This is a genomic window from Arthrobacter sp. Leaf69 (assembly GCF_001422645.1).
Taxonomy (GTDB): Bacteria; Actinomycetota; Actinomycetes; order Actinomycetales; family Micrococcaceae; genus Arthrobacter.
This window is the reverse complement of sequence record NZ_LMLR01000010.1, coordinates 424,527-449,454: the sequence shown is the minus strand read 5'-3', so window position 1 is coordinate 449,454 and position 24,928 is coordinate 424,527. Positions and strand designations below refer to the sequence as shown.

24 protein-coding genes are annotated in these 24,928 nt (G+C 66.7%); 13 read left to right on the top strand and 11 right to left on the bottom strand.

Annotated features, from left to right (window positions below):
* Positions 1-80: 80 nt before the first annotated feature.
* The 4 genes from ASE96_RS07355 (at position 81) to ASE96_RS07340 (ending at position 3,482) form a co-directional block, all read left to right on the top strand.
* Complete coding sequence (locus tag ASE96_RS07355; protein WP_056428115.1) at positions 81-1,418, top strand: acyltransferase family protein; 1,338 nt, start codon at positions 81-83, stop codon at positions 1,416-1,418.
* Complete coding sequence (locus ASE96_RS07350) at positions 1,415-1,759, top strand: GNAT family N-acetyltransferase (protein ID WP_056428114.1); 345 nt, start codon at positions 1,415-1,417, stop codon at positions 1,757-1,759. Before ASE96_RS07355 ends, ASE96_RS07350 begins: the two co-directional genes overlap by 4 nt.
* A gap of 114 nt (positions 1,760-1,873) precedes the next feature.
* Positions 1,874-2,668 carry a hypothetical protein gene (locus tag ASE96_RS07345; RefSeq protein ID WP_056428112.1) on the top strand — a complete coding sequence of 265 codons (795 nt, stop codon included), beginning with the start codon at positions 1,874-1,876 and terminating at the stop codon, positions 2,666-2,668.
* A 25-nt stretch (positions 2,669-2,693) separates the two neighbouring features.
* A complete protein-coding gene (locus ASE96_RS07340) occupies positions 2,694-3,482 on the top strand; it encodes an SDR family NAD(P)-dependent oxidoreductase (protein ID WP_056428110.1) in 789 nt (262 codons plus the stop codon).
* 8 nt (positions 3,483-3,490) lie between these two features.
* On the opposite strand, the gene ASE96_RS07335 is transcribed toward ASE96_RS07340, so the two are convergent.
* Positions 3,491-4,981 (bottom strand): helix-turn-helix domain-containing protein, encoded by a 1,491-nt coding sequence (locus ASE96_RS07335; RefSeq protein ID WP_056428105.1) that lies wholly within the window; start codon positions 4,979-4,981, stop codon positions 3,491-3,493.
* Between the two features lie 121 nt (positions 4,982-5,102).
* Here ASE96_RS07335 and pxpA point away from each other — a divergent pair, with 121 nt between their 5' ends.
* The 6 genes from pxpA to ASE96_RS07305 all read left to right on the top strand — a co-directional run bounded on the left by pxpA (position 5,103) and on the right by ASE96_RS07305 (position 10,813).
* Positions 5,103-5,882 carry a 5-oxoprolinase subunit PxpA gene (pxpA, locus tag ASE96_RS07330; protein WP_082492627.1) on the top strand — a complete coding sequence of 260 codons (780 nt, stop codon included), beginning with the start codon at positions 5,103-5,105 and terminating at the stop codon, positions 5,880-5,882.
* Between the two features lie 50 nt (positions 5,883-5,932).
* Positions 5,933-6,178, top strand: a complete 246-nt coding sequence (locus ASE96_RS07325; protein ID WP_056428100.1) for an acetyl-CoA carboxylase — start codon at positions 5,933-5,935, stop codon at positions 6,176-6,178.
* Positions 6,175-7,530: an acetyl-CoA carboxylase biotin carboxylase subunit gene (locus ASE96_RS07320; protein WP_056428097.1), complete on the top strand. Its 1,356-nt coding sequence runs from the start codon at positions 6,175-6,177 to the stop codon at positions 7,528-7,530. Before ASE96_RS07325 ends, ASE96_RS07320 begins: the two co-directional genes overlap by 4 nt.
* Positions 7,527-8,438: a 5-oxoprolinase subunit B family protein gene (locus ASE96_RS07315; RefSeq protein WP_056428094.1), complete on the top strand. Its 912-nt coding sequence runs from the start codon at positions 7,527-7,529 to the stop codon at positions 8,436-8,438. Before ASE96_RS07320 ends, ASE96_RS07315 begins: the two co-directional genes overlap by 4 nt.
* Positions 8,428-9,387, top strand: coding sequence for a biotin-dependent carboxyltransferase family protein (locus ASE96_RS07310; protein WP_056428091.1), 960 nt, complete (start codon positions 8,428-8,430; stop codon positions 9,385-9,387). Before ASE96_RS07315 ends, ASE96_RS07310 begins: the two co-directional genes overlap by 11 nt.
* Before the next feature lie 94 nt (positions 9,388-9,481).
* Complete coding sequence (locus ASE96_RS07305; RefSeq protein ID WP_056428090.1) at positions 9,482-10,813, top strand: purine-cytosine permease family protein; 1,332 nt, start codon at positions 9,482-9,484, stop codon at positions 10,811-10,813.
* A 94-nt stretch (positions 10,814-10,907) separates the two neighbouring features.
* Here ASE96_RS07305 and ASE96_RS07300 read toward each other — a convergent pair whose 3' ends face one another.
* On the bottom strand, positions 10,908-11,951 hold the full coding sequence (locus ASE96_RS07300; RefSeq protein ID WP_056428089.1) for an FUSC family protein: 1,044 nt from the start codon (positions 11,949-11,951) through the stop codon (positions 10,908-10,910).
* A 205-nt stretch (positions 11,952-12,156) separates the two neighbouring features.
* The gene (locus ASE96_RS07295) at positions 12,157-13,761 is read right to left on the bottom strand and encodes an MFS transporter (protein WP_056428088.1); all 1,605 of its coding nucleotides are present in this window, start codon (positions 13,759-13,761) and stop codon (positions 12,157-12,159) included.
* Between the two features lie 411 nt (positions 13,762-14,172).
* Here ASE96_RS07295 and ASE96_RS07290 point away from each other — a divergent pair, with 411 nt between their 5' ends.
* Both ASE96_RS07290 and ASE96_RS07285 read left to right on the top strand, forming a co-directional pair.
* The gene (locus ASE96_RS07290) at positions 14,173-14,406 is read left to right on the top strand and encodes a hypothetical protein (protein ID WP_056428085.1); all 234 of its coding nucleotides are present in this window, start codon (positions 14,173-14,175) and stop codon (positions 14,404-14,406) included.
* Between the two features lie 96 nt (positions 14,407-14,502).
* The gene (locus tag ASE96_RS07285; protein ID WP_056428082.1) at positions 14,503-14,760 is read left to right on the top strand and encodes a hypothetical protein; all 258 of its coding nucleotides are present in this window, start codon (positions 14,503-14,505) and stop codon (positions 14,758-14,760) included.
* A 104-nt stretch (positions 14,761-14,864) separates the two neighbouring features.
* Here the strand turns inward: ASE96_RS07285 and ASE96_RS07280 are convergent, their stop codons facing one another.
* Positions 14,865-17,333 carry an ATP-dependent DNA ligase gene (locus ASE96_RS07280; protein ID WP_056429247.1) on the bottom strand — a complete coding sequence of 823 codons (2,469 nt, stop codon included), beginning with the start codon at positions 17,331-17,333 and terminating at the stop codon, positions 14,865-14,867.
* Positions 17,334-17,430: 97 nt separating this feature from the next.
* Here ASE96_RS07280 and ku point away from each other — a divergent pair, with 97 nt between their 5' ends.
* A complete protein-coding gene (gene ku, locus ASE96_RS07275) occupies positions 17,431-18,471 on the top strand; it encodes a non-homologous end joining protein Ku (RefSeq protein WP_056428079.1) in 1,041 nt (346 codons plus the stop codon).
* Positions 18,472-18,503: 32 nt separating this feature from the next.
* Here the strand turns inward: ku and ASE96_RS07270 are convergent, their stop codons facing one another.
* The 7 genes from ASE96_RS07270 to ASE96_RS07240 form a co-directional block, all read right to left on the bottom strand.
* Positions 18,504-18,791: a DUF7218 family protein gene (locus ASE96_RS07270; RefSeq protein WP_056428077.1), complete on the bottom strand. Its 288-nt coding sequence runs from the start codon at positions 18,789-18,791 to the stop codon at positions 18,504-18,506.
* 2 nt (positions 18,792-18,793) lie between these two features.
* Complete coding sequence (locus ASE96_RS07265) at positions 18,794-19,294, bottom strand: SRPBCC family protein (RefSeq protein ID WP_056428074.1); 501 nt, start codon at positions 19,292-19,294, stop codon at positions 18,794-18,796.
* A gap of 224 nt (positions 19,295-19,518) precedes the next feature.
* Complete coding sequence (locus ASE96_RS07260; protein ID WP_056428072.1) at positions 19,519-19,797, bottom strand: HPr family phosphocarrier protein; 279 nt, start codon at positions 19,795-19,797, stop codon at positions 19,519-19,521.
* Positions 19,798-19,854: 57 nt separating this feature from the next.
* On the bottom strand, positions 19,855-21,918 hold the full coding sequence (locus ASE96_RS07255) for a PTS fructose transporter subunit IIABC (protein WP_056428069.1): 2,064 nt from the start codon (positions 21,916-21,918) through the stop codon (positions 19,855-19,857).
* A 2-nt stretch (positions 21,919-21,920) separates the two neighbouring features.
* Positions 21,921-22,907 carry a 1-phosphofructokinase family hexose kinase gene (locus ASE96_RS07250; protein ID WP_056428066.1) on the bottom strand — a complete coding sequence of 329 codons (987 nt, stop codon included), beginning with the start codon at positions 22,905-22,907 and terminating at the stop codon, positions 21,921-21,923.
* Positions 22,904-23,707: a DeoR/GlpR family DNA-binding transcription regulator gene (locus ASE96_RS07245; protein ID WP_056428063.1), complete on the bottom strand. Its 804-nt coding sequence runs from the start codon at positions 23,705-23,707 to the stop codon at positions 22,904-22,906. Before ASE96_RS07245 ends, ASE96_RS07250 begins: the two co-directional genes overlap by 4 nt.
* 578 nt (positions 23,708-24,285) lie before the next feature.
* The gene (locus tag ASE96_RS07240; protein WP_056428060.1) at positions 24,286-24,549 is read right to left on the bottom strand and encodes a DUF6458 family protein; all 264 of its coding nucleotides are present in this window, start codon (positions 24,547-24,549) and stop codon (positions 24,286-24,288) included.
* Positions 24,550-24,928: the final 379 nt, after the last annotated feature.

Sequence of the window (24,928 nt, the reverse complement as noted above, 5' to 3'; positions counted from 1 at the left end):
AGGCCGACAATGAAGGCACACAGAGCGGCGTTGGCGCCCAACAGCCCTGGCAGGGCGTTGGCAGGTTCCTTAGGGGCTCAATGGTTCCACGGCAGCGGGCAGGGAGCGGACAGGCGGTAAGGCCCGACCGCGACCTGGTGATCGACCTCGCCAGGTTCTTCTGCCTTGCACTCGTGGTGGTATCGCACACCATGATGGTGAGCCCGGTGCTGCATCCCGACGGCACCGTGACCTCCGACAACACCCTCGGCAACCAGCGCTGGTTCGAACCTGTGGTCTGGGTCCTGCAGGTCATGCCGCTCTTCTTCGTTGTCGGCGGCATGACCGGCCTGCAGTCCTGGCGCCGCCTCCGGGCCCGGGGCGGCAACACGTTCGACTTTATGCAGGCGCGGATGCTGCGGCTCATACGCCCCGCCGCTGTCCTGCTTGCCATCATGTTCACCGGGCTCTGGGCTGCGCGGCTGACCGGGGTGGACCCGCAGGTCATCCAGCTCTCGGTTTCCGGGGCAGGCATGCCTTTGTGGTTCCTCGCCGCCTACCTCGCGGCGCAGCTGAACCTCCCGCTCCTGGCGCGCCTGCACGCCCGGGCGCCCTGGCTGACCCTGACGGGACTCACAGCGTTAGTGGTGGCGGTGGACTGCCTGCGGGGGATGATGCCGACGCTGGCCTACCTCAACATGGTCTTCGTCTGGTGCGCCGTGCAGCAGCTCGGATTCTTCCTCGCCGACCGGGGCCCGCTTGCCCTCGGCCGGCCGGCACTGGCGGGCATCATCCTGGCAAGCAACCTGCTCCTGGGGCTCCTCGTGTGGCTGGGGCTGTACTCCGGGAACATGCTGGTGAACCTCAACCCGCCCAACCTCACCCTCCTGCTCCTCGGGTGCTCGCAGGCCGCTGCCCTGCAGCTCTTCCGGCCGGTGCTGTCCAGCATCGCGGCGATGGTGCCGGTGCGGCGGTTCATTGGGCTGGCCGGACGGAGGTCCATGACCGTCTACCTCTGGCACCTTCCCATGCTCGCGGCACTGTCCGGGGTGCTGCTGCTGACCGACTTTCCCCAGCCGGCAGGCGGAACCGCCGCCTGGTGGTGGGGCCGGCCGCTGGTGCTGCTGGCCGTGATCGGCCTGCTCCTGCCGGTGCTGGCGCTCTTCGGCCGCCTCGAAGAACGCCCGACGTCGGTCGCAATCGCACGGTCCCGCCCGGCGGCCGCCGTGGTGACGGCCGCCGTCGTCGTCTTTGTCCCGGTGGCCGACGCAGCGCTCAACGGACTGACCCTGGGACTGCTCGGCGGGGGAGCGGCGTGCTTCGCGCTCGCCGTCCTGCTGCTGGGCCGGATTCCGGCCCGGCTCGTGTCCGATCCGGGCCTCGGCGGATCTGACCCGCCATTGCCACACCCGCCATTAAGTGCCAATGTCGAACCATGACGGAGAACTCGGCAGTCACGGAAGACACGTTCAGTCCGAACGTGTCCACAACCCGGAATGATGAGCTGCACCACTATGAGCTCCACGTCGGCGGCCAGCTGGCCGTCCAGATCCGCTTCATCGACGAGCCGGGGCATGTGGACTTCATCCACACCGATACGGAGGAGAAATTCCAGGGCCAGGGACTCGCCAAGGTGCTGGCCCACTTCGCCTTGGACGACGTGGTGGCATCCGGCAAGCGGATCATTCCCAACTGCCCCTTTATGTACCGGTACCTGCGCAAGCACGACGCGTACAACCAATACATCGACTGGCCCGAGCAGCCCCCGGCCGGGGCCTGAGGCCGCAGCGTGCGCCTTGGAAGGCCGCTCTGCTTGTGACCGGAGCAACAACGCCGTAAAGTTCTAGCAGAGTTATGCAGTTGGCTCTTGGACGTGTCCCTTTTGGAGAACCCCGTGAACCATAAACTGCGTGTGCTTGTCCGTGTGGATGTCGATCCCGGACACGTGACCCTCGAGGTCACCGGCTGCCTCACCCAATCAGATTTCCCCGCACTGCTGCACATTATTCGGCGGGCGGGCCGGCTCGGTGCAGGTTCCAACGTCATCATTGACCTTCATGGCTCGTCCCACCTCGACCCGGAAATCCTCCTGCAGCTGAGGTCCATCGCCGACGCCAGCGCGGCTGCGCCGGGAACCGGCGCCGGGTCGCCTGACGGGACTGCTGCCGGACAAGTGCCCTTCCGCATCACGTTGGCGGAACCTGCGGACCTGCCGATCTGCCTGATGCACGTGGGATCCGACGGCGAGGTCCTCGCCGGCCTCGAGGGCGAGCTCGCCGCGGTCCCGCTGCCCGACGCCGCCGCTGAGTCCCTGACCGTCGGCGTCGCGGGCGTTTCCCCGGGATTCCCCGCGGGTACTCCGGCCGGCCTTCCCGCTGGCGGGACGCTGAATCCAGGACTGGACGAGGCCTGCAGCCCCATCCCTGACGAGCTCAACACCATCAACGGCCTGGCGCTCTCCGAATACTTCGAAGGGACCCTGGATCCCGCCGCCACCGTCCGGGCACTCTCCGACGTGGCACTGGGCCAACTGGCCGATGCCCTCTATCGGCACCTGGACACCAGCAGCCCGTCTTTCGGTGCGCATACCTGGTACGAGCTGGCCACCGAAGAGCTGCAGAACCGGCACCTGGGCGACGGAAACGGTCCCGCGGAGGGCGAACTGGCCGCCGGTCCGGCCCTGGCCTGAGACCGGCTCGTATAAGGCTGTCGCCATGACTGCACCTGCACCCGTCCCGGCACCGGCTGGCACCACCGCCCTGATCACCGGAGCAACCGCCGGAATCGGCGCGGAATTCGCCCGCCAGCTTGCCGACCACGGGCACAACCTGGTGCTGGTGGCCCGCGACGCCGCCCGGCTGCAAACCAAGGCGGAGGAGCTGGAGAAACGGTATGGCATCAGTACCGAGGTGATCTCCGCTGATTTGACGGACGACGCCGGGGTGGCCGCCGTCGTCGCCCGCCTCACGGATCCGGCGCGCCCAGTGGAAATCCTGGTCAACAATGCGGGGACCGGCCTGCTGCGTTCTTTCGAGGAGAACGACATCGCGGAGGAGACCCGGCACCTCAAGCTGCACGTCGAGACCGCCATGCAACTGACTCACGCCGCGCTGCAGGGCATGCTCAGCCGGCATTCCGGCCGGATCATCAACGTCGCCAGCGTGGCAGCGTTCCTTCCCCGGGGAAGCTATTCGGCGGCAAAAGCGTGGCTTGTCAGCTTCAGCCGCTGGGCCAACCTGGCCTACGCCAAACGGGGCGTGACCGTGACAGCGGTCTGCCCCGGCTTCACCCATACCGAGTTCCACGACCGGATGGGCATGGACAAGACGGTAACCCCGCGCTGGATGTGGCTGCAGGCCGAACAGGTGGTGCGTGAGGGCCTCGCTGACAACGAAAGGGGCAAGGCCGTCTCCGTCCCGACCAGGCGCTACAAGGTGCTGACCGCGGCCGCCCGGATCCTCCCGGACCGGCTCGTGGCCGGACCGCCCCGCCGCCCTAAGTAGCACCGGTGTCAGGGCTCGTCGTCGGTGATCCGGACGGCCAGCATGCACGTTGTCAGCCCGTCCAGGGTGTCCAGGCGGACGTTGAGCAGCCGCGACATCAGCGCCAGCCGCTTGCTCAGCGTGTTCCGGTGGATGTACAGCGCCTGGCAGACCCTGGATGGCTGGGCATCATGGTCTAGGTAGGCGCGCAGGGTCGGCATCAGCCGGCCGTTGTTGGCCTGGTCATAGGTGCGCAGCGGTGCGAGCAGATTTTCCGCTGCGGCGTGGGCGCCGCTGCCGGCGGTGGCCAGCACCAGGGACTCGATGCTCATCGGGGCGGCCATGGCGGGACCCGTGACCTGGCGGACCAGCCGTTGCGCATGGGCGAGGCCGAGCCGCAGCTCATCCACGCTGCCCAAGGGACCCTTGATAACGAGGGACAGACCGGGCACCACCTGCCGGAGAGAGTCCAGCAGCCGGGCTGGAATGGCGTCCCAGTCCGCGGCGGTGTCCGTCCGGGCCTGCGCGAGGGCGTAGAACGAGCCCCGATACGTGAAGACGTGGGCGTTGTTCAGGTGCTCCTGTACGGCCAGCCGGATGCGCCAGGCATGCGGCAGTTGAGCCTTGTCCGGCTCGGCCACCACCAGGAAGGTGGGGGCGTGCGGGTCCAGGCCGGTGGCGCGGAAGGTCCGGGTCAGCTCCTTCAGGGCCACACCCTGCCAGTCCTCCAACTGTTGCATCAGCCGTTCCAGCTTGGCCTGGTGCGGGGCGCTGACTTTGAACGCACTATTGAGCTGCATGGCGAGGATGGATGACGCCGGTCCGATGAGGGTGGCGAGCGGTTCCCCGGTGGTCCCGCCCCGGACCACCAGCTGAAAATGCTCCGTGCCGCCGGTGGGCAGCGCGAAGCTGGCCCCGGAGGTTCCCCGCGCATCAAGACGGAGGTCTTCCGCCGTCCAGCGTGAGCTGGCGGGCCACCAGCTGATCAGGGCGCCGGTGGTGTCAAAGACGGCACACTGGCCCTCTGCCGCGGCGGCCACTTCCGCCAGCACGGCCCGGAGCGATCCGCCGGACCGCGCGGCTCTGGCACACAGGTCGGCCAGCTCCCACGATTGACGGGTCAGGGCAAACCGCTCGGCTTCGAGGACACTTGTGACGAAGCGCTGCAGCTGCAGGGCGGGAACAACACTGGGAACCTCCAACAGGGGAATCGCGTGGGTCCTCGCAGCCTCCACCAGCGGCGAGGGTATCAGCCGGTGCGCAACTCCCGTGACGAAGGCGATGGCGCAAACAGGGACGCCTGCCAGCCGTTCGACGTAGGCGTCCCACGTCCGTTGGTCGAAGAAATTGAAACCGATCCCGTGGGTGATCAGCAGGCAGTTGGCGCCCAGGAACGGGGTGGGGTCAAGGAACTCCGCCGGGGCCGTGTAGCTGATGGACGTCGCCAGGCGCTTCGCCGTGGACGGCGTATGCAACCTGAGTTGCAGCGAGTCCTCCGCCAGCAGATCCGAGACTCTCATAACGCCTTCCCCGGGCCCCGTTGCCCTCCGAACGGTGGTGTGCAGACTGCACACCTGCTGCCAAAGATAGTGGACATTTGCCCACTATGTAAGGGATGGGGCAGTCCCTAATGTTGAACGCATGAACAATGTTAATGTGGGCAATGTCACAGCCGCTGCTGAACGAAATAGCGGCGGGGAAAATAGCATCGAGATCAATTCGGACATGGGCGAAGCGTTCGGGCTGCACAGCTTCGGAAATGATCTGGCGCTGATGGAAATCATCGATGTGGCCAACGTGGCCTGTGGTTTCCACGCCGGCGACCCGGACACCATGGAAGAAACCGTGGCCGCAGCCAAAGAGCACGGCGTGCGGATCGGCGCGCACCCGGGCCTGCCGGACCTGACCGGATTCGGCCGCCGGGAAATGAAACTGACCCCGGCCGAAGTTGAGTCCATCATCCTTTACCAGACGGGCGCACTGGTGGGCTTCCTGAAGAAAGCCGGACTGGAACTCAACCACATCAAACCCCATGGCTCCCTCTACGGGATGCTCTCACGGGATCCCGAACTGATGCGGTCCGCAGCGAAGGTCGCCGCGCTGTACGGAGTTCCGATGTTCGGGCTCGCCGGAACGGCGCACGAAAGCGTCTGCGCGGAAATGGGAGTGCCGTTCGTTGGCGAACTCTACGTGGACCTGAACTACAACCCCGCGGGCCACTTGATCATCCAGCGCCGGCCCGAGGCCACGGACCCCGCCAAGGCTGCTGAGCGCGTCCGTAGGGTCCTCGACGACGGGCTCGTGGAAACCTCGGACGGCTCAACCGTCCACATCGACTTCACCAGCATCTGCGTCCACTCCGATGCCGCCAATTCCCCGGCCGTGGCCGAGGCCGTGCGGGCGGCCCTGGGCGGACGGTAGCCAATGACCTGTCATGTACTGCCCCTAACACCTCAACTGAAAGGCACACCATGTCACACCAAGTCACCTCGCCGCTTCCCGGAGTTTTCTACCGCAAGCCCGGCCCCGACAAGGACCCCTATGTGCAGGAAGGCGACCACGTCGAGGCGGGCCAGACGATCGGCGTCGTCGAAATCATGAAGCAGTTCAGCGAGGTCAAGACCGAAGTGTCCGGGAACCTGGTCAAGTTTGAGGTGTCGGATTCAGGCACCGTCAATCCGGGCGACGTGATCGCAGTAATAGAGGAAAAACAATGAAGAAACTGCTCATCGCCAACAGGGGTGAGATCGCAGTACGGATTATCCGCACCGCCCGCGAACTGGGGATCCACACGGTGGTGGTGGCCAGCGAGCCCGACGTCGACGGGCTGGCGGCGCGCCTTGCGGACGAATACGCGGTCATTGGCCCAGCCCCCGCCAGCCAAAGCTATCTGGACCACGGCGCCGTCCTCAAAGCGGCCGCCGACTTCGGCTGCGACGCCGTGCACCCCGGCTACGGGTTCCTGTCCGAAAACGCCGCCTTTGCCCGTGCGGTCATTGACGCGGGACTCATCTGGGTGGGCCCGTCCCCGGAAGCCATCGAGCTGATGGGGGACAAAGCACGGGCCAGGCAGGCGGCCGAGGATGCGGGCGTTCCCACCCTGCGCGGAACGCACGGAGAAGCCCCCACCGGCGACGCCCTGCTGGAGATCGCTGCCGAGATCGGTTTCCCCCTGGTGGTCAAGGCGGCCGCTGGCGGCGGCGGGCGCGGAATCCGGCTCGTGACGCGGGCGGAGGACCTGGCCTCGACGGTGGAGGTGGCCCAGGCCGAAGCGGCGGCCGCGTTTGGCAGCGCCGCCGTCTACCTGGAAAAGTTCGTGGAACGCGCCCGCCACGTTGAGGTGCAGGTGCTGGGCGACGGCACTAACGTGGTCCATCTCGGGGACAGGGACTGCTCCATGCAGCGGCGGCAGCAGAAAATCCTGGAGGAAGCGCCCGCCCCTGACCTGCCGGACGCCGTCCGCCGGCACATGCTGGAGTCCTCGGTGGAGCTCGCCCGGCAGTGCCACTACAAGGGCCTCGGAACGGTCGAATTCCTGTACGACGCAGTCAACCACGAGGTCTCCTTCATCGAGATGAACACCCGTCTCCAGGTGGAGCATCCCGTCACCGAAATGGTCACGGGCCTTGACCTGGTCCGGGAACAGCTGCTGATAGCTTCCGGGGAGCCGCTGCGGATGCGCCAGGAAGACGTTGTTTTCCGCGGGCATGCCTTCGAATTCCGGCTCAACGCCGAAGATCCGTCCAAGGGATTCATGCCCAGTCCGGGCCTGCTGGAACGCCTGGACTGGCCGGGCGGTCCCGGGGTCCGTATCGACTCCGGGTTCGTCGCCGGGTCCTCGGTCATGCCCTTCTACGACTCGCTGCTGGCGAAGATTATCGTCTGGGACGAAACCCGGGACGAGGCAATCGGCCGGTCCATCCGCGCCCTCGACGAAATCACCATCGAGGGTGTGTCAACAACCATTCCGCTGCTGAGCGCCGTGCTGCACCGGCCGGAACTGAAGTCCGTGGAGCACCACACCAAGTTCATCGAAACCTGCCCGGAGATCCTGGGGGACCTGTCATGAGCGATACCCTGGGCGCAGGCTCACTCAAAGGGACGGCGCGCTACACCTGGGGCGGCGACGAGTTCCTGTTCGTTGAAATCTCGGAGGCGATGAGCCTGGCCGCGAACTTCAAATCCAACTCGATGGCCACCAGGCTCGGCGACCGGGCGCTGGCTGGTGTCACGGAAATCTGCCCCGCCAACGCGTCCCTGCTGGTCCGTTTCGACCCCGATGTGCTGGACGCCGCAGAGCTGGAAGCAACCATGCGCGAGATCGAAGTGGAGGTGGACAACACCGCCCACCCGGTGCTGAACACGCGGCTGATCGAGGTTCCGGTCTGGTACGACGATCCGTACACGCGGGAAACCGGTGCCCGCTTCCGCAGCGGTCACCAGCGGCCCGAGGGGACCGACCTGGACTTTGCGGCCGAGGTCAACAACCTCTCCGGCGCCGCCGAGTTCATCAGGCGCCATCACAGCAGCCCGTGGCTGGTTTCCATGGTCGGGTTTGTCGCCGGCCTGCCGTTTATGTTCCAGATGGTGCCGCGTGAGCAGCAGTTGGAGGTACCGAAGTACCTCAGCCCGCGCACGGACACACCTCCCCTCACAGTCGGTCATGGCGGCTGCTTCGCGTGCATCTACTCCGTCCGCGGCGCCGGCGGCTACCAGATGTTCGGCATCGCGGCTGCCCCGATCTTCGACCCCGCGCAGTCCTTGGCCGACTTCAAGGACTTTATGGTCTTCTTCAAGCCGGGCGACATCGTCAAGTTTCGGCCGGTCGATGAGGACGAATACAAGAGCATCAAGGACCAGGTGGAGGCAGGCACCTTCGTCTACAAGCAGGTGCCGGTCACCTTTGACCTGGCTGAGGCCCTCGATGATCCCGAGAGCTACAACACGAAGCTATTGGAGAACCTCAATGACTCTTGAGATCTTGGAACCCGGCCTGTCGACGACGGTCCAGGACCGGGGACGATTCGGCCACTACAACGTGGGGATTCCGCAGGGCGGGTCCATGGACCAGCTCTCCGCGGAAATCGTGAATGCCCTGGTGGGCAACAGCGCTGAGGAAGCGGTGCTGGAATGCACGTATCTGGGCCCGAAATTCCGCACCTCCGCCCCCGCGGTCGTTGCCGTGGGAGGTGCCCCGGTGGAGGTTAAAGTCAACGGGGCCACCGTCTCGCAATGGGAAGCCATCGAACTCGCCGCAGGGGACGAAGTTTCCTTCGGCTTCCTCCAAGGCGGTACACGCTATTACGTGGCCGTCCGCGGCGGCATCGATGTGCCCCTTGTCCTGGGCAGCCGCTCCACCTACGCCCTCGGCGCCCTCGGCGGCTATAAAGGGCGCAAGCTCGCCGCGGGCGACGAGGTCCCGGTCGGCGATACCGCATCCGGGGAGGTCCTCGCCGGAATCGCCCCCGAGCTGCGCCCGGCATTTCCGGGCGAAACGGAGATCAGGGTTCTTCTGGGCCTCTACGACCACCGGCTCACCGACTCCGGTCTCGCAACCCTGCTGGATTCGACCTGGACGCTCACCCCGGTGGCCGACCGGACCGGCCTGCGGTACAGCGGGCCGGCCGTCGAATGGAAGGCCCGGGAGCAGCCTTTCGGCGCTGGTTCCGATCCTTCGAACATTGTCGACGCCGGATATGCGGTGGGTTCCATCCAGATCCCCGGAGGCAAGGAACCCATCGTCCTGCACCGCGACGCAGTGTCCGGGGGAGGCTATGCCATGGTCGCAACCGTCATCAGCGCGGACATGGACCAGCTTGCCCGCAGCGCACCCGGCACCAAGACCCGGTTCGTAGCCGTGACCATGGAGGAGGCCGTCGCGGCCCGTGCGGAAGGAAAAGCCCTCCGCCGTTCCATCTGGGGGTAGCCAACGCCCCGCAGTCCCGTGGCTCCCGCCACCAGTTCCATAAATGCATCACTACAACACCAGAGGTGTCGCCTTGTCGTACTCAAATCTAGTAATGCCCGCGGATCAGCGGGTCGGCAAATGGTCGCTGACAATGGCCTGGTGGGCCCTGTTTTCGGCCATGTTCTGGATCTACGTGGCCGTCGCCTCGGCAGGTGCCGTGGGGGTGCCGAACACCATCATCGGCATGGTCCTCACTATCGCCACCTACGGGCTCATCAACCTGGTGCTCTCGCGCTACGCCGCCCGGACCGGACTGACCGTGAGTGTCTTCTCCCGCACCCTGTTCGGGCTGCTGGGCTCGGCGCTTGCGTCACTGATCTTCGCAGCGACGGCCATCTACTACGCCGTCTTTGAAGGTTCCATCATCGCCGTCGCTTTCCACGAGTACTTTGGCGGCGACATCCTGATCTGGTACGCCGCGGTGGTGATCTATGCCATTCCCCTGGCGGTCGGTGGCGTCCAGCACTGGCTGGACCGGCTCAACGGCTTCCTGCTCCCGTTCTATTTCGCGGGGCTCGTTGCCGTGGTGATCGCCGCGACGGTGCTCCAAGGAGTCCCCACCAACTGGATCGGCGAGGCCGCGGCCAGCTCCGCGCTGCCCGGCTGGCTGACGTCCTATCTGATCTACATGGGGGTGTACATCATGATGATGTACACCTTTGACTACGCCCGGATGGGCAAGCGCGAGGACCGGAGGTTCCTGGGCAGCGTCACCTTCGGCTGGGTGTTCTATGCCTTCACCTTCGGCCTGAACGGCCTCGTCGGCATCTACATCATGAGTGCCTGGGGACTCGAGGCCTCGGAGACGGGTGTGGTCACGGCCTTCATTTCGTCGCTGGGAATCTGGGGCGTGCTGGTCATCTTCATCTCGCAGACCCGCATCAACACGGCCAACTACTTCCTCGCGTCGACAAACCTCTCGGCCTTCGCCCACCGGGCGTTCGGCCTGAACCTGCCACGGTATGTCTGGGTGATCGTCTCCGGCATCCTGGCGTACCTGCTGATGCTCACGGATGTGCTGAGCTACCTGCTGAAGGCGCTCGCCTGGCAGGGAGTCTTTGTCACGGCCTGGGTTGCGATCGCACTGACGTACATCGCCATCAACTGGAAAGAGGAGCGGTACCTTCCGGAAGTCCGGCCGGGGCGGCTGAAGCCAGTGACAGCCGGAGCCATCGCATGGGTGATCGCCTCCGCCGCCGGCATCCTGCTGACCGAGCAGACAGCGCTGCCCGTGGTCTCGCAGCTCACCCCGCTGATCACCATGGCACTCGCAGGCGGCTTGTACTACGCCGCGTACAAGCTCTCCCCGCCTCCGGTCATGGACGGGCAAAAGGACCTGACGCCGGAGGAGCACGCCGAGCTCCTGGCCGCCGAACCGCAATAGCCGGCCCGCCCGCTGCGGCCGCTGCGGCCGCTCCCGCCGGGTTCCGCGGAAGGGGGAGCGGCCGTGCGGCCTGCCGCTCCGGCGGCAGGGGCCGTCACCGCCGTCGGCGGATCAGCACGACGACGAGTATGCCCGTCAGGGCGCCCAGCAGGGTTTCGGCGGCGCGCTCGGTCACCAGAATGTAGGGGTCGGACGGTGCGGCCAGCTGTGTGATCAGCAGGATCACGGGAGTGAAGGACACCATAGCCAGCCCGTAGTGCCTGGTCATGAAGAGTTCCGTGGTGAATTGCAGTCCTATCACCAAGAGGGCCAGGACGGCGGCCTCGTGCCCGGGGAAAGAACGGAGGGGGGAGAAGTCCCACGGGAACAACACCACAGCAACCACCACAAGGCCCGCCAGGGTGCCAACAATCCGGTGCAGGCCGCGGTGCACACTGCTTGGCATATCCGCCCCCGCCAAGGGGACGGCGGCGGCCGCCATGGCCCAGTGCGGGTGCCCGCTTCCGCTCAGGACTCCGACGGAGCCGGCCGCGCCGACGGCGGTAAGGTACCGGCCGGCATGGATCCAGGCTGACCGGCGCCTGGCCCCGCGCAGGGCAGGGACATCACGTTCCGCGCCGCGTTCCCACGCCCTGCCCCGCACCCAGCCGCCGAACCCCACGACCATGGACCAGGCGGCCGACAGGGCGCCGATCAGGACCGCCGTGTGCCAGTGCACCGTTGTGGGAACGGAGGCGCAGGCGCCGAGTGCCAAAATCCCGAAGAACGGGCCGGCGGGCTTCAGCGCGACCTTGTCCGCGAAGAGGGAACCCGCTGCTGCCAGCAAGGTTTCGGTGACGACGAGCACCCAGGAATGGAGCTGGTCTATTGAAAGGAAGACACCGACTGCCAGCCCGCCGACGAGCAGGAAGGCCGCCTGGCCCTGGTGCGTGAGGCGCAGTTGATGCGGCTCGTTCCGACCGTACATGCCGGTCAGGGCACCGAACACCGCATAGATCATCAGCTCCGGGCGGCCCGCGGCGAGGAGTGCGAGGGACGGGACGGCGACTCCGACGGCAACGCGCGCTGCCGAGGCGTGGTCCCTGTTGGCCGGTGCCAGGCTGTGAAGCGTGCGGAAATGCGCGCCGAGGGATTGCATGGTGCCTCCAATTTTTCAGGCTGGGACCGGACGGGACAGGTGCAGGGCCTGCAACCGGACACGCCTAAGGCCTGCCTTGTGTGGTTCCCCCAACGGGTAATCACACAAGGCAGGCCTCAACGGGCGGGACTTTGCTACAGAGCCTGGGTTAGCCGGCCGGGCTCAGGATGAACCGGACCGGGCTGCCAGAAGGGCAAGCTCAGGCTTAGACAGGAACCTTTTCGGTGTCCCGCGGTGCCGTCGGATCAGCACCCGTACCGGCGGTTGTGGTGAAGGGCATGTCCATCTCCACGAGGTCGATCAGCGGGTTCTCGTCCTGGTTCGCAACGATTTCCTTGGCCTCGGCCTGCGTGTCCACGCTGGGCATGGAACCCGGCAGCGGGCGCTGGGCCGATTCCTTCAGGAAGTAAATCGCGACTGCACCGATCGCCGAGGTGGCCATCAGGTAGTAGGCGGGCATCATGTCATCGCCGGTGGCGCCGATGAGGGCGGCAACGATGAAGGGCGTGGTGCCGCCGAAGATGGCTACGGAGAAGTTGTACGCGATGCCCATGGCGCCGTAACGGCTCGCCGTCGGGAACTGCGCCGGCAGGGCCGAGGCCAGGTTCGCCACGTAGAACGTCACCGGGAAAGCGATCAGGCCCAGGCCCAGGAGGGTGGACCAGATTTCTCCGACGCCGATCAGCATAAACGCCGGGGCGGCCAGGACCACGGTGCTGAGCGCACCGATCCACAGCACGGGGCGGCGGCCAATCCGGTCGGACAGCTTCCCCGTGAGCGGAATGCAGAGGCTCATGATGACCAGCACGGGGATGGTCAGCAGGGTGCCGTGCACCGGATCGTAGCCCTTGGACTCGGTGAGGTACGTCGGCATGTAGGACGTCAGGGCATAGCCTGCGGTGTTCGCGGCTGCCACCAGGATCATGGCGACGATCAGTGAACGCCAGTAGGCCTTCACGATGCCCACCGGGCCCTTGGATGCGGCAGCGTCAGAGGCAGCAGCGTCCTTGGCGACGTTTTCCTGGGCGTCCAGGGTGGCCTGGAACTGGGGGGATTCCTCGATCTTGTTACGGAAGTAGATCGCGATCAGGCCCAGCGGGCCGGCGATCAGGAACGGGATCCGCCAGCCCCACTCCTCCATGGTGCTCTGGCCGAGGGTCAGCTGCAGTCCGGAAACCAGTGCGGCGCCGAGGGCGAAGCCGAGGTAGCTGCCCATGTCCAGGAAGCTGGCGAAGAAGCCGCGGCGCTTGTCCGGGGAGTATTCGCTTACGAAGGTTGTGGCACCGGCGTACTCGCCGCCGGTGGAGAATCCCTGCACGAGCTTGAGCAGCACCAGCAGGGCCGCAGCCCACATGCCGATCTGCGCGTAGCCGGGCAGCAGGCCGACGGCGAAAGTACTGGCAGCCATCAGCATCAGGGTCCAGGCGAGGACCTTCTGGCGGCCCACCTTGTCGCCGAGCCAGCCGAAGATGACTCCGCCGAGGGGGCGGGCAATGAAGGTGGCGGCAAACGTTCCCAGCAGGAACAGCGTCTGAACGCTCTTGTCCGCCTCAGGCAGGAACACCGGTCCCATGGTGGTGATCAGGTAGCCGAACACGCCGACGTCGTACCACTCCATGGTGTTACCCACGATGGTGCCGCCGAGTGCCTTCTTGAGCATCGGCTTGTTGACGACGTTGACGTCGGACTCTTTGAGCCGACGCCGCGTACGCAGCTTAGGTTTCTTCGCACCCGAGGGTGCGGCTTGGTTGGTTCCGCTGGCGTTCAAAACGCCTGCTGAAGAGTCGGTCGTGCTTCGGTCTTTGGGCATTTGGGCCGCTCCTATGGAGGTCATTTGCTTGCGACTTGTAGCTGCCCCGCTCTGGGCAGGCTTTCAATTTTACGTGATTTCTATGGTGTTTCCGAGTTTCGTGCCGTATCATCCGGTGTTTCGACCCCGATCAGGGGTGAAATGGCGGATATCTTTTCCGCCATTTCGCCGCGCCAATGCTGGGAAACCCCGGCCTCCAGCGTGGCCGCCGCAAAATTTTTCCCCGCGGCGCGGCCTCGAGCCGGTTTTCCGGCCCAAATCAGGCTTCCCGGGACGGGGCCGTCCCACTCCCGGCTGACCCTCCGAGACCTCGCTGCACCGCGAAAAAGGGGGTACCCACGGGATCAGGAATGCGCTTAGGGTTGAAGTCAGCGCAGCACTGATCACCAAGCCGCACAAGGAGAACAGTCCATGACTGGCAAAGAGACCGAGAAGAGCACCAACAGCGGGGCCGAAGGGGACGGCACGTCCCAGCCCAAGGAGGGGCAGGGGAAAGGCATCAAGTCGCGCCTCACCGACGCCCAGAAGGAGATGCTCGCCAGCAAGTCGCGGGGCGGCGCCGGCTCACAAAGTGTTGGCCACAGCCACAAGCCCACGCACGTCAGCGGCAAGCAGGGTCCGACGGAAAAGAAAGTCCGCTGGTAGCCCTACAGACAACGCAAGGCCGCCGACCTACGATTGTTGGACACTTCATTTCACAGCTTATTTCGACGGCGTAATTCGACAGCGGAAGGAAGAGCAATGGCGGAACACCAGTTCGGAGACGACATCAATCCCGAGGTTGCCAGTCATCTGGCGGAGTCCATGGATGAGGCGCCCGGCCCGGAAACCAAACGCCCCGCCCCGCCTTCCGCAGCCGGGGGGCAGCAGTGGCCGGACGGCAACGGCAAACACCGCCACCCCAAGGAACACGACGTCAAGCACGGCCGGCTGGCTCAGGGGGCCGCGGTGAACGCGGTTCACCGGATCACCCCGCCGGACACCCCGCACTCCTCCTGACCGCCGCCCGCGGTCACGGGTCGGCGCTACAGGCCGGCGGCATTAATCCGGTCGGCATCAGCCCGGGTCAACCCGCAACGGTTGGCCCGGGCTTTTCGCTGCCCTCAGCCGTCCTCCACCACCACGTCCCCCGGCTCCTTATCCAGCCGCCATCCGCGCCAGACCGGATGCCGGAGCTTGCCGCTGCCGGTCCATTCCCCGTAGGTGACCTCGCCGACCAGTCTGGGGCTCACCCAGTGAGCGTCCGAGGCGTCGGCTGCCGGCACGTCGCTGAACGGCGAGGTCTTCCGCGGCAGCGCATCGAGCTGCTGGCGCAGTTCCAGTAGCTCGCGGGCACTGAAGCCACTGCCCACCCGTCCCACGTAGCGCAGCCTGGATCCGTCCGGGATCCCCAGCAGGAGCGAGCCCACGGACTGCCCGCGCTCGCCCTTGCCCGGCCGCCAGCCGCCGACCACCACCTCCTGGGTGCGCTCGAACTTGAGCTTGAGCCAGGACCTGCTGCGCTGCCCGACGTAGCGGCCGTCCGTGCGCTTGGCCATCACGCCCTCGAGCCCCAGCTCCTCGGCACTTTCCAGGATGTGCCGGATATCGCCGTCGATCAGCCCGGAGAGTTCCACCGGGCAGTCGGAGGGGGTGAAAAACGCTTCCAGCCCGGTCCGGCGCTTGCTGAGCGGGAGCCGGCGGAGGTCCTTGCCATGCTCGGCGAGAAGGTCGAACAGCATCAGCCGCACCGGCGTCGACGCCCGCGCCTTCGCGACGTCGGCGGCCCTCGTAAGCTTCATCCGCCCCTGCAGCAGCCCGAAGTCGGGACGCCCCGACGGGCCGACGGCGATGATCTCGCCGTCGGCGATGAAATCCTGCTCCGGCCAGCAGGTGCGGTCCGTCAGCTCCGGATACGCGGCGGACATGTCGTTGCCGTTGCGGCTGATCAGTCGGATGGACTTCGCGTCCCCGACGATCAGGGCCCGCACCCCGTCCCACTTGAGCTCAAACTGCCAGTCCTTGTCCGGGAGGTCGGAAATACTCCCGGCGCTGGCCAGCATCGGCTTGAAGTCCTCAGGAACCAGGGTGGCGGGCTGGCCACCGGCCGGCGCTGTGGCGGCATCCGCTTCATCGTCCTGCGGCGGGGCGGTCCGCCCCGCCTTCGAGTCCTTCGCGGCGAGGGGGTCCATCAGATGGATGAGCCACTGGTCGTCGCCCCGGCCGGTGTGGATCAGGGCGAACCTGCGGGCGCCGCCCAGCCCGCCGTCGTCCTGTCCGGTGAGGGTGGCAATCACTTCCTTGCCCGCGATCCACTTCTCGCACTCGTAGTACCCGTGGTCCCAGATGCTGATGGTCCCGGCACCGTACTGGTCCTTGGGGATAGTGCCTTCGAAGTCGGCGTAGTCCATCGGGTGGTCCTCGGTCTGGACCGCGAGGTGGTTCTTCGTCTTGGACGTGGGGACACCCTTGGGCAGCGCCCAGGACACCAGCACGCCGTCGCGCTCCAACCGGAAATCGTAGTGCAGCCGGCTGGCGTGGTGTTCCTGGATAACGAACTTCTCCCGGAGCGTGCCGTCGCCGGGTTCCGCTCCTTCTGCGCCTGCACGGTGGCGCTCGGCCGTGAACGGCTCCGGGGTGGACGCCGCGTCCCGCTTGGCGCGGTACGTCTCCAGCCGCGGATCGGTGTCACCGCCGTCGCCGGTTGCCGCCGCGTCGCCGGTTGCCGCCGCGTCGGGACCCGGCCGCTTGCCGGAGATGACGGCGAAGGGATCTTTGCCGGACTTCACCCGCTGCAGGACCTCCTGGTAGTCGAGCTGGTGCAGGGACGGCGAGCTGAGTTCGCGCCAGGTCCGGGGTGCCGCCACCGTGGGCCGGAGCCGGCCCCGCAGGGAATAGGGCACGATAGTGGTCTTTGCGGCGCTGTTCTGGCTCCAGTCCACCAGGACCTTGCCGGTGCGCAGCGTCTTCTTCATGTCACTCACGGCAAGCTCCGGGTGGTCGGCCTCAAGTGAACGTGCCAGTTCGTGGGCGAACTCGGAGATCTGCTCCGAGCTCTGTGTGCCGTCGAGCGCGGCGTACAGGTGGATGCCCTTGCTCCCGCTGGTCACGGGTACGGGCTCCAGTCCCACGTCCTCCAGGATGGTGCGGGCGAGCTTCGCCACCTCAACACATTCGGCCAGCCCGGCCCCTTCGCCTGGATCCAGATCCAGCACCAGCCGGTCCGGAGGCATCTGGTTGCCGTGGGAATCCACGCGCCACTGAGGGACATGGATCTCGAGGGCCGCGATCTGGGCGAGCCAGGCCAGGGTGGCCGGATCATTGACCAGCGGGTACTGGATGGTGCGGTCCTTGTGGGTGATGGACGCCCGCGGCACCCACCCCGGCGTCGAATGGTCCAGGTTCTTCTGGAAGAACATCTCGCCAGGGGCATCGGCGGTCCCGACGCCGTGCACCCAGCGTTTCCGGGTGGCCAGGCGGTTCGCCGCAGCCGGAATCAGGACCGGCGCCACCGCGGCGTAATAGGCCAGGACGTCGGCCTTCGTGGTGCCCGTCTCCGGATACATGACCTTGTCCAGGTTGGTGATAACCATTTCGCGGCCGGCAACCCGGACACGCTCCCTGCCGCCGGCCGGCGTGGTTTCAGTCAAAGGTCTTCACCTGCCTGCAACTGTGATGTTCACTTGATCCATGAGAGCCATCTGGAAAGGCGCGATAGCGTTCGGGCTGGTCAACGTGCCCGTCAAGGTCTATAGCGCGACCGAAGACCACGACATCAGCCTCCACCAGGTCCACAATGCCGACGGCGGACGGATCCGGTACCAGCGCCGCTGCGAGGTCTGCAGCAAGATCGTGGACTACGAGGACATCGACAAGGCCTACGAGGACGACGGGCGGACGGTGGTCCTCAGCCGCGAGGAGCTGAAGTCCATCCCGGCCGAGAACAGCCACGAGATTGACGTGGTGCAGTTCGTGCCGGCCGAGCAGCTGGACCCGATGACGTTCGAGAAGAGCTACTACCTTGAGCCCGACTCCAAGTCGCCCAAGGCCTATGTGCTGCTGCGGCGGGCGCTGGAGGACACCGACCGGGTGGCCATCGTCCAGTTCGCCTTGCGGGACAAGACCCGGCTGGGGGCCCTGCGGATCCGCGGAGACGTCCTGGTCCTGCAGTCGTTGCTCTGGGCCGACGAGGTACGGGAGGCCAGCTTCCCCGCGCTCGAAACCACCATCCGCATCTCCGCGCAGGAACGCGAGATGTCCGCGGCGCTGGTGGACTCGATGGCGGCGGACTTCGAGCCGGACCAGTTCACCGACGACTACCAGCTGCAGCTGCGCCAGCTCATCGAGGCGAAGCTGGAGAAGGGGGAGTCCCTGGACACCGAGGAGACCTTCGGCGTCGCGGCGGCCGAGGCCGGCAGTGGCGAGGTGATCGACCTGATGGAGGCGCTCAAGCGGAGCCTGGAGAAGAAACGCGGGGGAGGGGCAGTGTCCGGAGCGGACTCCGCCAAATCCACCGGGAAGCCCACCGCCGGATCCACTGCCAAATCCGCCGCCAGGCCCGCCGCGAAGTCGACGGCGGCCAAGGCCGCGCCCAAGTCGGCCTCCCGGGCCGCTCCCAAAGCCGGCACGAAAACCACCGCCAAAACCACCGCGAAAACCGGCGGCACGAAGGCATCCCCGAAGGCTGCCGCCGCGAAGACTGCCGATGGGGCCGCACGCAAGGAGGCCTGAGCGGGAGCCGGTCCGGCCGGCGGCCACCGGGATCAGGAGTTCCTGAGCGCGGAAATGAGCTCGCTTTTCTTCTTCGCCGAGTAGCCTTTGAGGCCGATCTCCTTGGCGCGCGCCTTCAACTGGGGGACGGTCCAGTCCTCGTAGTCACCGGCATTCCCGCCCTTGCGGCCCACGGCCGACCGGCCCTTCTTGGCGGCGGCGTTGGAGATGCGGGCGGCCTTCTGCTTCGACGCCCCGTCCTCCAGCAGCTCTTCGTAGAGTTCCGGATCCTTGATGCTGGGGCTTTCGGCGCCCCGCGGGCCGTTCTTTTTCGTGGGCACGGCTACCTCCCTGGCTGGATGTAGGGGCCGCCGGTGGTGTCTTCCACTTCGCCCCGGGCCACCGAGGACCGCCATTCGCCGGTTTCGATGCCGCGGGATTCGATGAACTCTTTGAAGCGGCCGAGGTCCGCGGTGACCTGGCGGCTGTCCGCACCGACGGCCGAGCCGGCCTTTTCCATGAGCCCCTCGGGCTCCCACTCCAGTTCCACGTTGACCCGGGCGCGCTCGGCACCGAGGGGTTCGAACGTCACGGTCCCGGCGTTGCGCGGCTTGTCCGTGCTGACCCAAGCGATTTTCCGGTCGGGCGTCTGCTCGGTGATCTGGGCGAAGTATTCGCGACGGACGCCGGCGATGTCGGTGCGGAACTGGAGGGAGGTCTCGTCGATCTGTTCGACGGCCGCGACCCCTTTCATGAACTCGGGAAAGGTTTCGAACTGGGTCCATTGGTTGTACGCGGTGGACACGGGAACGTCGACTTCAATGCTGTGCTGCACGGTTGCCACGGGGCGTCTCCTTCGGCCGGGAACTGGTCCTGCGGCAGCCCACGGGTGGTGGTGCCGTGGTTTCCAAACTAGCGGCGCGGCCGGGCCGTGACAAGCAGTTACTAAGTTTGCTGAGGAATTTCCCGGGAACCCCCCGAGGGTGCCGGAACGCAGAAGCCCGGCCGCACCCTCTTCAGGGTTCGACCGGGCCTCGGAGCCGGTGGCAGCGTCGCCGGACGGTGACGCTATTCGGCGTCGTGGTCCGTTTCGAGGATCTGGACCAGACGCTCCAGGGCGGCGTCGGCGCCATCGCCCTCGGCGCGCAGCACCACAACTTCGCCGTGGGACGCGCCCAGGCTCATGAGGGACAGGATGCTTGCGGCATCCATGGCCTCGTCAACGGGTTCGCCCAGGCGGGCAATGGTGATTTCGAGATCGAACTCGCCTGCAGCCTCGGCAAAGATCGCGGCCGGTCGGGCGTGCAGCCCGACGCGGCTGGCAATGGTGGCGTTACGTTCGGTCATTGTTGCTCCTTGGTTTCAGCTTGGGGAATATCAGCCAGGAAGGTTTTTCTGGACGGCTCAGGCGGCTACGGGAACCTGTTCCACCGTATCAACCGGCTTCTTGACTGCGTAGCGCTTGAGCCCGATGATTGCGAAGGCCGTGACGACGGTTCCGGCTGCGATGGCGACAACGAACATCAGGAAGTTGTCGATCGCGAAGAAGACGAAGATTCCGCCGTGCGGGGCCTTCGATCCCACCCCGGCTGCCATGGAGATGGCGCCCGTCACGGCGCCGCCGAGCATGCTGGCGGGGATGACGCGGAGCGGGTCCGCGGCGGCGAACGGGATGGCGCCTTCGGAGATGAAGGACGCTCCCAGCAGCCAGGCCGCCTTGCCGTTTTCCTGCTCTGCCAGGCTGAAGAGCTTCTTGTTCAGCACGGTGGAGGCGAGTGCCATGGCCAGCGGCGGGACCATGCCGGCGGCCATGACGGCTGCCATGATCTGCCACGGGGCCTGGTTGGCGACAGAGGCGGCGCCGAGGCCGGCGACGGCGAAGGAGTAAGCAACCTTGTTGACCGGTCCGCCGAGGTCGAAGCACATCATCAGGCCCAGGATGACGCCGAGGGCGATGGCGCTGGCGCCGGTGAGGCCGGCAAGGAAGTTGTTGAGCCCGGCGGTGATCGAGGCAATGTAGGCGCCCAGGAAAACGAACAGAATGCCCGATGCCACGAACGATGCCACGAGCGGGATAATAACCACCGGCATCAGGCCGCGCAGCCAGCGGGCCACATTGAGCTTTCCGATCGCGTGTGCCACATAGCCGGCGATCAGGCCGCCCACAATGCCACCAATGAATCCGGCACCCATAAAGACGGCAACGGCGCCGGCGACGAAGCCCGGGGCAATGCCGGGCCGGTCAGCGAGGGCGTACGCGATGTAGCCGGACAGTGCAGGGACGAGGAAGCCCAGTGACAGGGCGCCGATCTTGAACATCACGGCACCCAGGTAGGCGCCCAGCGGGCCCCAGGCGAGTTCCGGGTATTCGGTCGGCAGATTGGTGAGGCTGTTCTCCGCCAGGATCTTGTCCGCGAAAGCGGTGATGTCATAACCGCCCAACAGGAAGCCGAGGGCGATCAGCAGGCCGCCGCCTGCCACGAACGGGATCATGTAGCTGACGCCCGTGAGCAGCGCCTTCTTCAGTCTGGTGCCGAAGTGCTCGCCCTTCTCCTCGGCCTCCTGCTGCGCCTGGTCCTCACCGAAGTGCGGGACGCGGCGGGCGTTGGGGTTGTCCGCAGCGGCGAGGGCCTCCTGAACCATCTTGTCCGGCTCGTCGATGCCACGCTTGACCGGCGCGTTGATGACCGGCTTGCCGGCGAAACGCTCCTTGCCGCGCACATCCACGTCCACGGCGAAGATCACGGCGTCGGCGGCGGCGATCACGGCGGGGTCCAGCGCCTTGGCGCCGGAGGACCCCTGCGTCTCCACCTGCAGGTCGACGCCGACTTCCTTTGCCGCGGCCACAAGCGAATCGGCGGCCATGTAGGTGTGGGCGATGCCGGTGGGGCACGCGGTGACGGCGACCAGGCGCTTGGGACGGGCCGCTTCGGAGGGGGCCGGTTCGCCGTTTGCGTCGGCGGTTGCGCCCGCAGTGACGCCGGTGGCGGCAGCTGCCGCCGGCGCCGCCGCCGGCTTGTCCGCGAGGGCGCCTTCCACGAGCTCAACCACCTCGGCCTCGGAGCCGGCGGCGCGCAGGGCCGCGGTGAAGTCTTTTTTGATCAGGGAGCGGGCCAGCTTGGAGAGTAGCTTGAGGTGCTCCTGGTCCGCGCCTTCGGGGGCCGCGATGAAGAAGATCAGGTCCGCGGGACCGTCCTTGGCGCCAAAGTCCACCGGCTGGGAGAGCCGGGCCATTACGAGCGTCGGTTCGGTGACCGCCGTCGAGCGGCAATGCGGGATGGCGATGCCGCCCGGGACGCCGGTGGCGGTCTTGGATTCACGGGCGAAGGCGTCGGCGAAGAGGCCTTCAACTTCTGTGGCGCGGCCGTTGGCTGCAACTTTGCCTGCCAGGTGCCGGATCACGTCCTCGGGCGAGCTGCCCAGGTTCTGGTCGAGCTCGACCAGTTCGGTAGTAATGAGCTGAGTCACTGTCAATCCTTCCGGAGGGCCGTGATGGTTACGGCATCGGGGGTGGTTTGGTGGACTGCCGGGACTGTGGAGCCCGGCAGGGAAGCGGCGGCGGCACCGTGGGCCACGGCCTGACGGAGGCAATCGGCCGGGGCGGCGCCCTGGCCGGAGGCGAGCAGGTAGCCGGCCAGCGAGGAATCGCCGGCGCCTACCGTGCTCACCGCAGTGACCGGCGGATGCGTGGCCAGCCACGCGCCGTCGGCCGTCACAAGCACCGCACCCTTGGACCCGAGTGTTGCCAGCACGGCACCCACCCCGGAACGCACGACGGCGGCGGCGGCCACCGCGGCTGCCTCCGGATCCGCTTCGAGTTCCTCGGCGGACTTGTTGGTGGCGAATCCGGCTGCGGCGGCCAGTTCCACCAGTTCCTCGGCGTTGGGTTTAAGGAGATCCGGTTTCCCCAGCGCATCGCCGGAGATCGCGGCGGCGAGCGGTTCGCCGGAGGAATCGACGGCGATGAGGGGAGCCTCATTGCCGTGATCCATGGAGCGCAGCCGCCGGGTGACGGTGGCGTAGAAGTCGGCCGGGACCCCGGGTGGGAGCGATCCGGCCAGGACAACCCAGCTGGCGCCGCGGGAGCGGTCCAGCAGCAGCCCGATCAGGGCTTCCTGCTGGTCCGCGCTGAGAACCGGGCCGGGTTCGTTGATTTTGGTGGTGACGCCGCCGGGCTCGGTGAGCGCCACGTTGCTGCGCAGCGGCTCGCCGATCGGGAGGGCGGCGAAGGGGACGTCGCCTGCCCGGAGCCCGGCGAGGACGGGGTCCGCTTCGGCTCCGGGGAGCACGGCGACTGTTGTCATGCCGGAGGCGACGAGGGCGCGGGAGACGTTGACTCCCTTGCCGCCGGATTCCTGCCGGACGGAGACGGCCCGCTGGACTTCGCCGCGGAGCAGGGGTCCAGGCAACGCCACGGTGCGGTCCAGGCTCGGGTTGGCGGTCAGGGTGACGATCATGCGACCACCACCTCCACTCCGGCGTCCGCGAGGGCGTCGGCCAGGTCCGGGCTGGGTTTCGTGTCAGTGATCAAGGTGTCCAGATCTTTCAACGAGGCGAACTGGACCAGGGTTTCGGCGTCCAGCTTAGAGGAATCAGCCAACACCACTATGCGGCGTGCTGATTGGACGAAGGCAGCCTTGACAGCGGCTTCTTCAGGATCGGGAGTGCTCAGCCCGAAGGCTGCGTGGATGCCGTTGGTGCCAATGAAGGCGACGTCCGGGCGGATCCGGCGGGCGGCTTCGACGGTGGACTGGCCAACGGCGGCCTGGGTCAGTCCGCGGACCTTCCCGCCCAGCAGGTGCAGGGCGATACCGGGTTCGGCGGACAGCCTGGCCGCGATGGGCAGGGAGTGGGTGATGACCACGAGCTCCGGGACGGGGCCCGAGATCGCGGTGGTTGCTGCCGTCCGGGCGGCCAGGAGCTCCGCGAGGGACTCGGTGGTGGATCCGGCGTCGATCAGGACGCTGCCGGTGCCGTCCTGCGGGATGAGCGCCAGGGCGGCCTCGGCGATCCGGATCTTTTCCGGCTGCCGCTGGTCGGTCCGGACCAGGATGCTCTCCTCGTTGGTGCTGAAGCGGTCCGGGGACACCGCGCCACCGTGGACCCGGCGCACACTGCCGGCGGCTTCGAGGGCGGCGAGATCCCGGCGGACCGTCTCGGTGGTGATGCTGAAGCGCTCGGCGAGGTCCGTGACGCTGGCGCGGCCACTGGCAGTGATGAGCCCAACAATCAACTGTTGGCGTTCCTCGGCGAACACTGGCTCTCCTTTGTGTCAGTACTGCGGGCCTTCCTGCCACTTCCGTGATAGCCATCACATGCGGTGGACTTGATTGACTTTATCTTTGAATCTGTTGCTTTGTCAATGGAAAACAACATGAACGCAGAAAAGTCACCCCGGCCCCCGGGGGACATGTCCGGTCTTCGCGCCGGAGAGTGGACATGTGGGGACTATGTCCAGCCGGGGTCTCAGGCGCGGGGCAGGTCCATCCCGCAGGTTCTCGCGCCGGGGGGACATGCCCAGTCTTCGCCCCGGCGAGTGGGCAGATGGGGACTATGTCCAGCCGGGGTCTGAATCGCGGGGCATGTCCGCATCGGGTGTTCACGGGCTCCCGGGGGGACATGCCCACTCTTCGCGCCGGGGAGTGGGCAGGTGGGGGTTATGTTCACCCGTGGCAGCAGGCGTGGGGCATGTCCATCCTCGTGGGTTTGCGGGCTCGGGGGACATGTCCAGTCTTCGCGCCGGGAAGGGGGCAAACAGCAGACGCCGGGCCAGACCTCCTGGAGGTCCGGCCCGGCGTCGGGATTGTTCGTTGGGCTCACTGCGGCCCGCCGGGACTAGATGCCGGCGTCGCGGCTCTCGTTCCGGGTGATGGTTTCGCCGGTGTTGGGGTCCACGACGGAGCGGGTTTCGCTCACCCGGCGGGTGCGGCTGCGTCCCGGGGAGGCCAGGACCAGGGATGCGATCAGCCCGATCACGCCCACCGCCATCAGGATGTAGCCCACCATGGTCTGGTCCACGTTGGGGATCAGTCCGGGGGCGATGGCCCAGGCCAGGATGGCGCCCAGGGCGATAAGGAAGATGGAGGAACCGATTCTCATGACTTGCTCCTTGTGTCCGGTGGGACGGATAGGCATTGCTAAGCATGCTGTCCACCGTCACGCTACAGCCCGGTGTGTGTAGTTTCAACGATTCGCGTTGCGCCACTCCGGCAGTTTCCGCACGTCAAAGTCTTTTCCGCGGCGGTTTTGGACAACCGCGGCGCGGATCCGGGGTGCGGTTGTCCGATTCCGTGGCGGATTCACAGTCGCGACACCGAGGCGGCCCCGGGCGCAGGATCCCCGTACTCTTAAAAGGTGCATCGCGGCAGCCCCGCGCCTGCCGTCCCCCCGCAAGCCGTCGCCACACGCCCTTCCCGCCCGCCACACGCCCCGCCCGCAAGCCGTCACTTCCCGCTCGCCACACGCCCCGCACACCCGC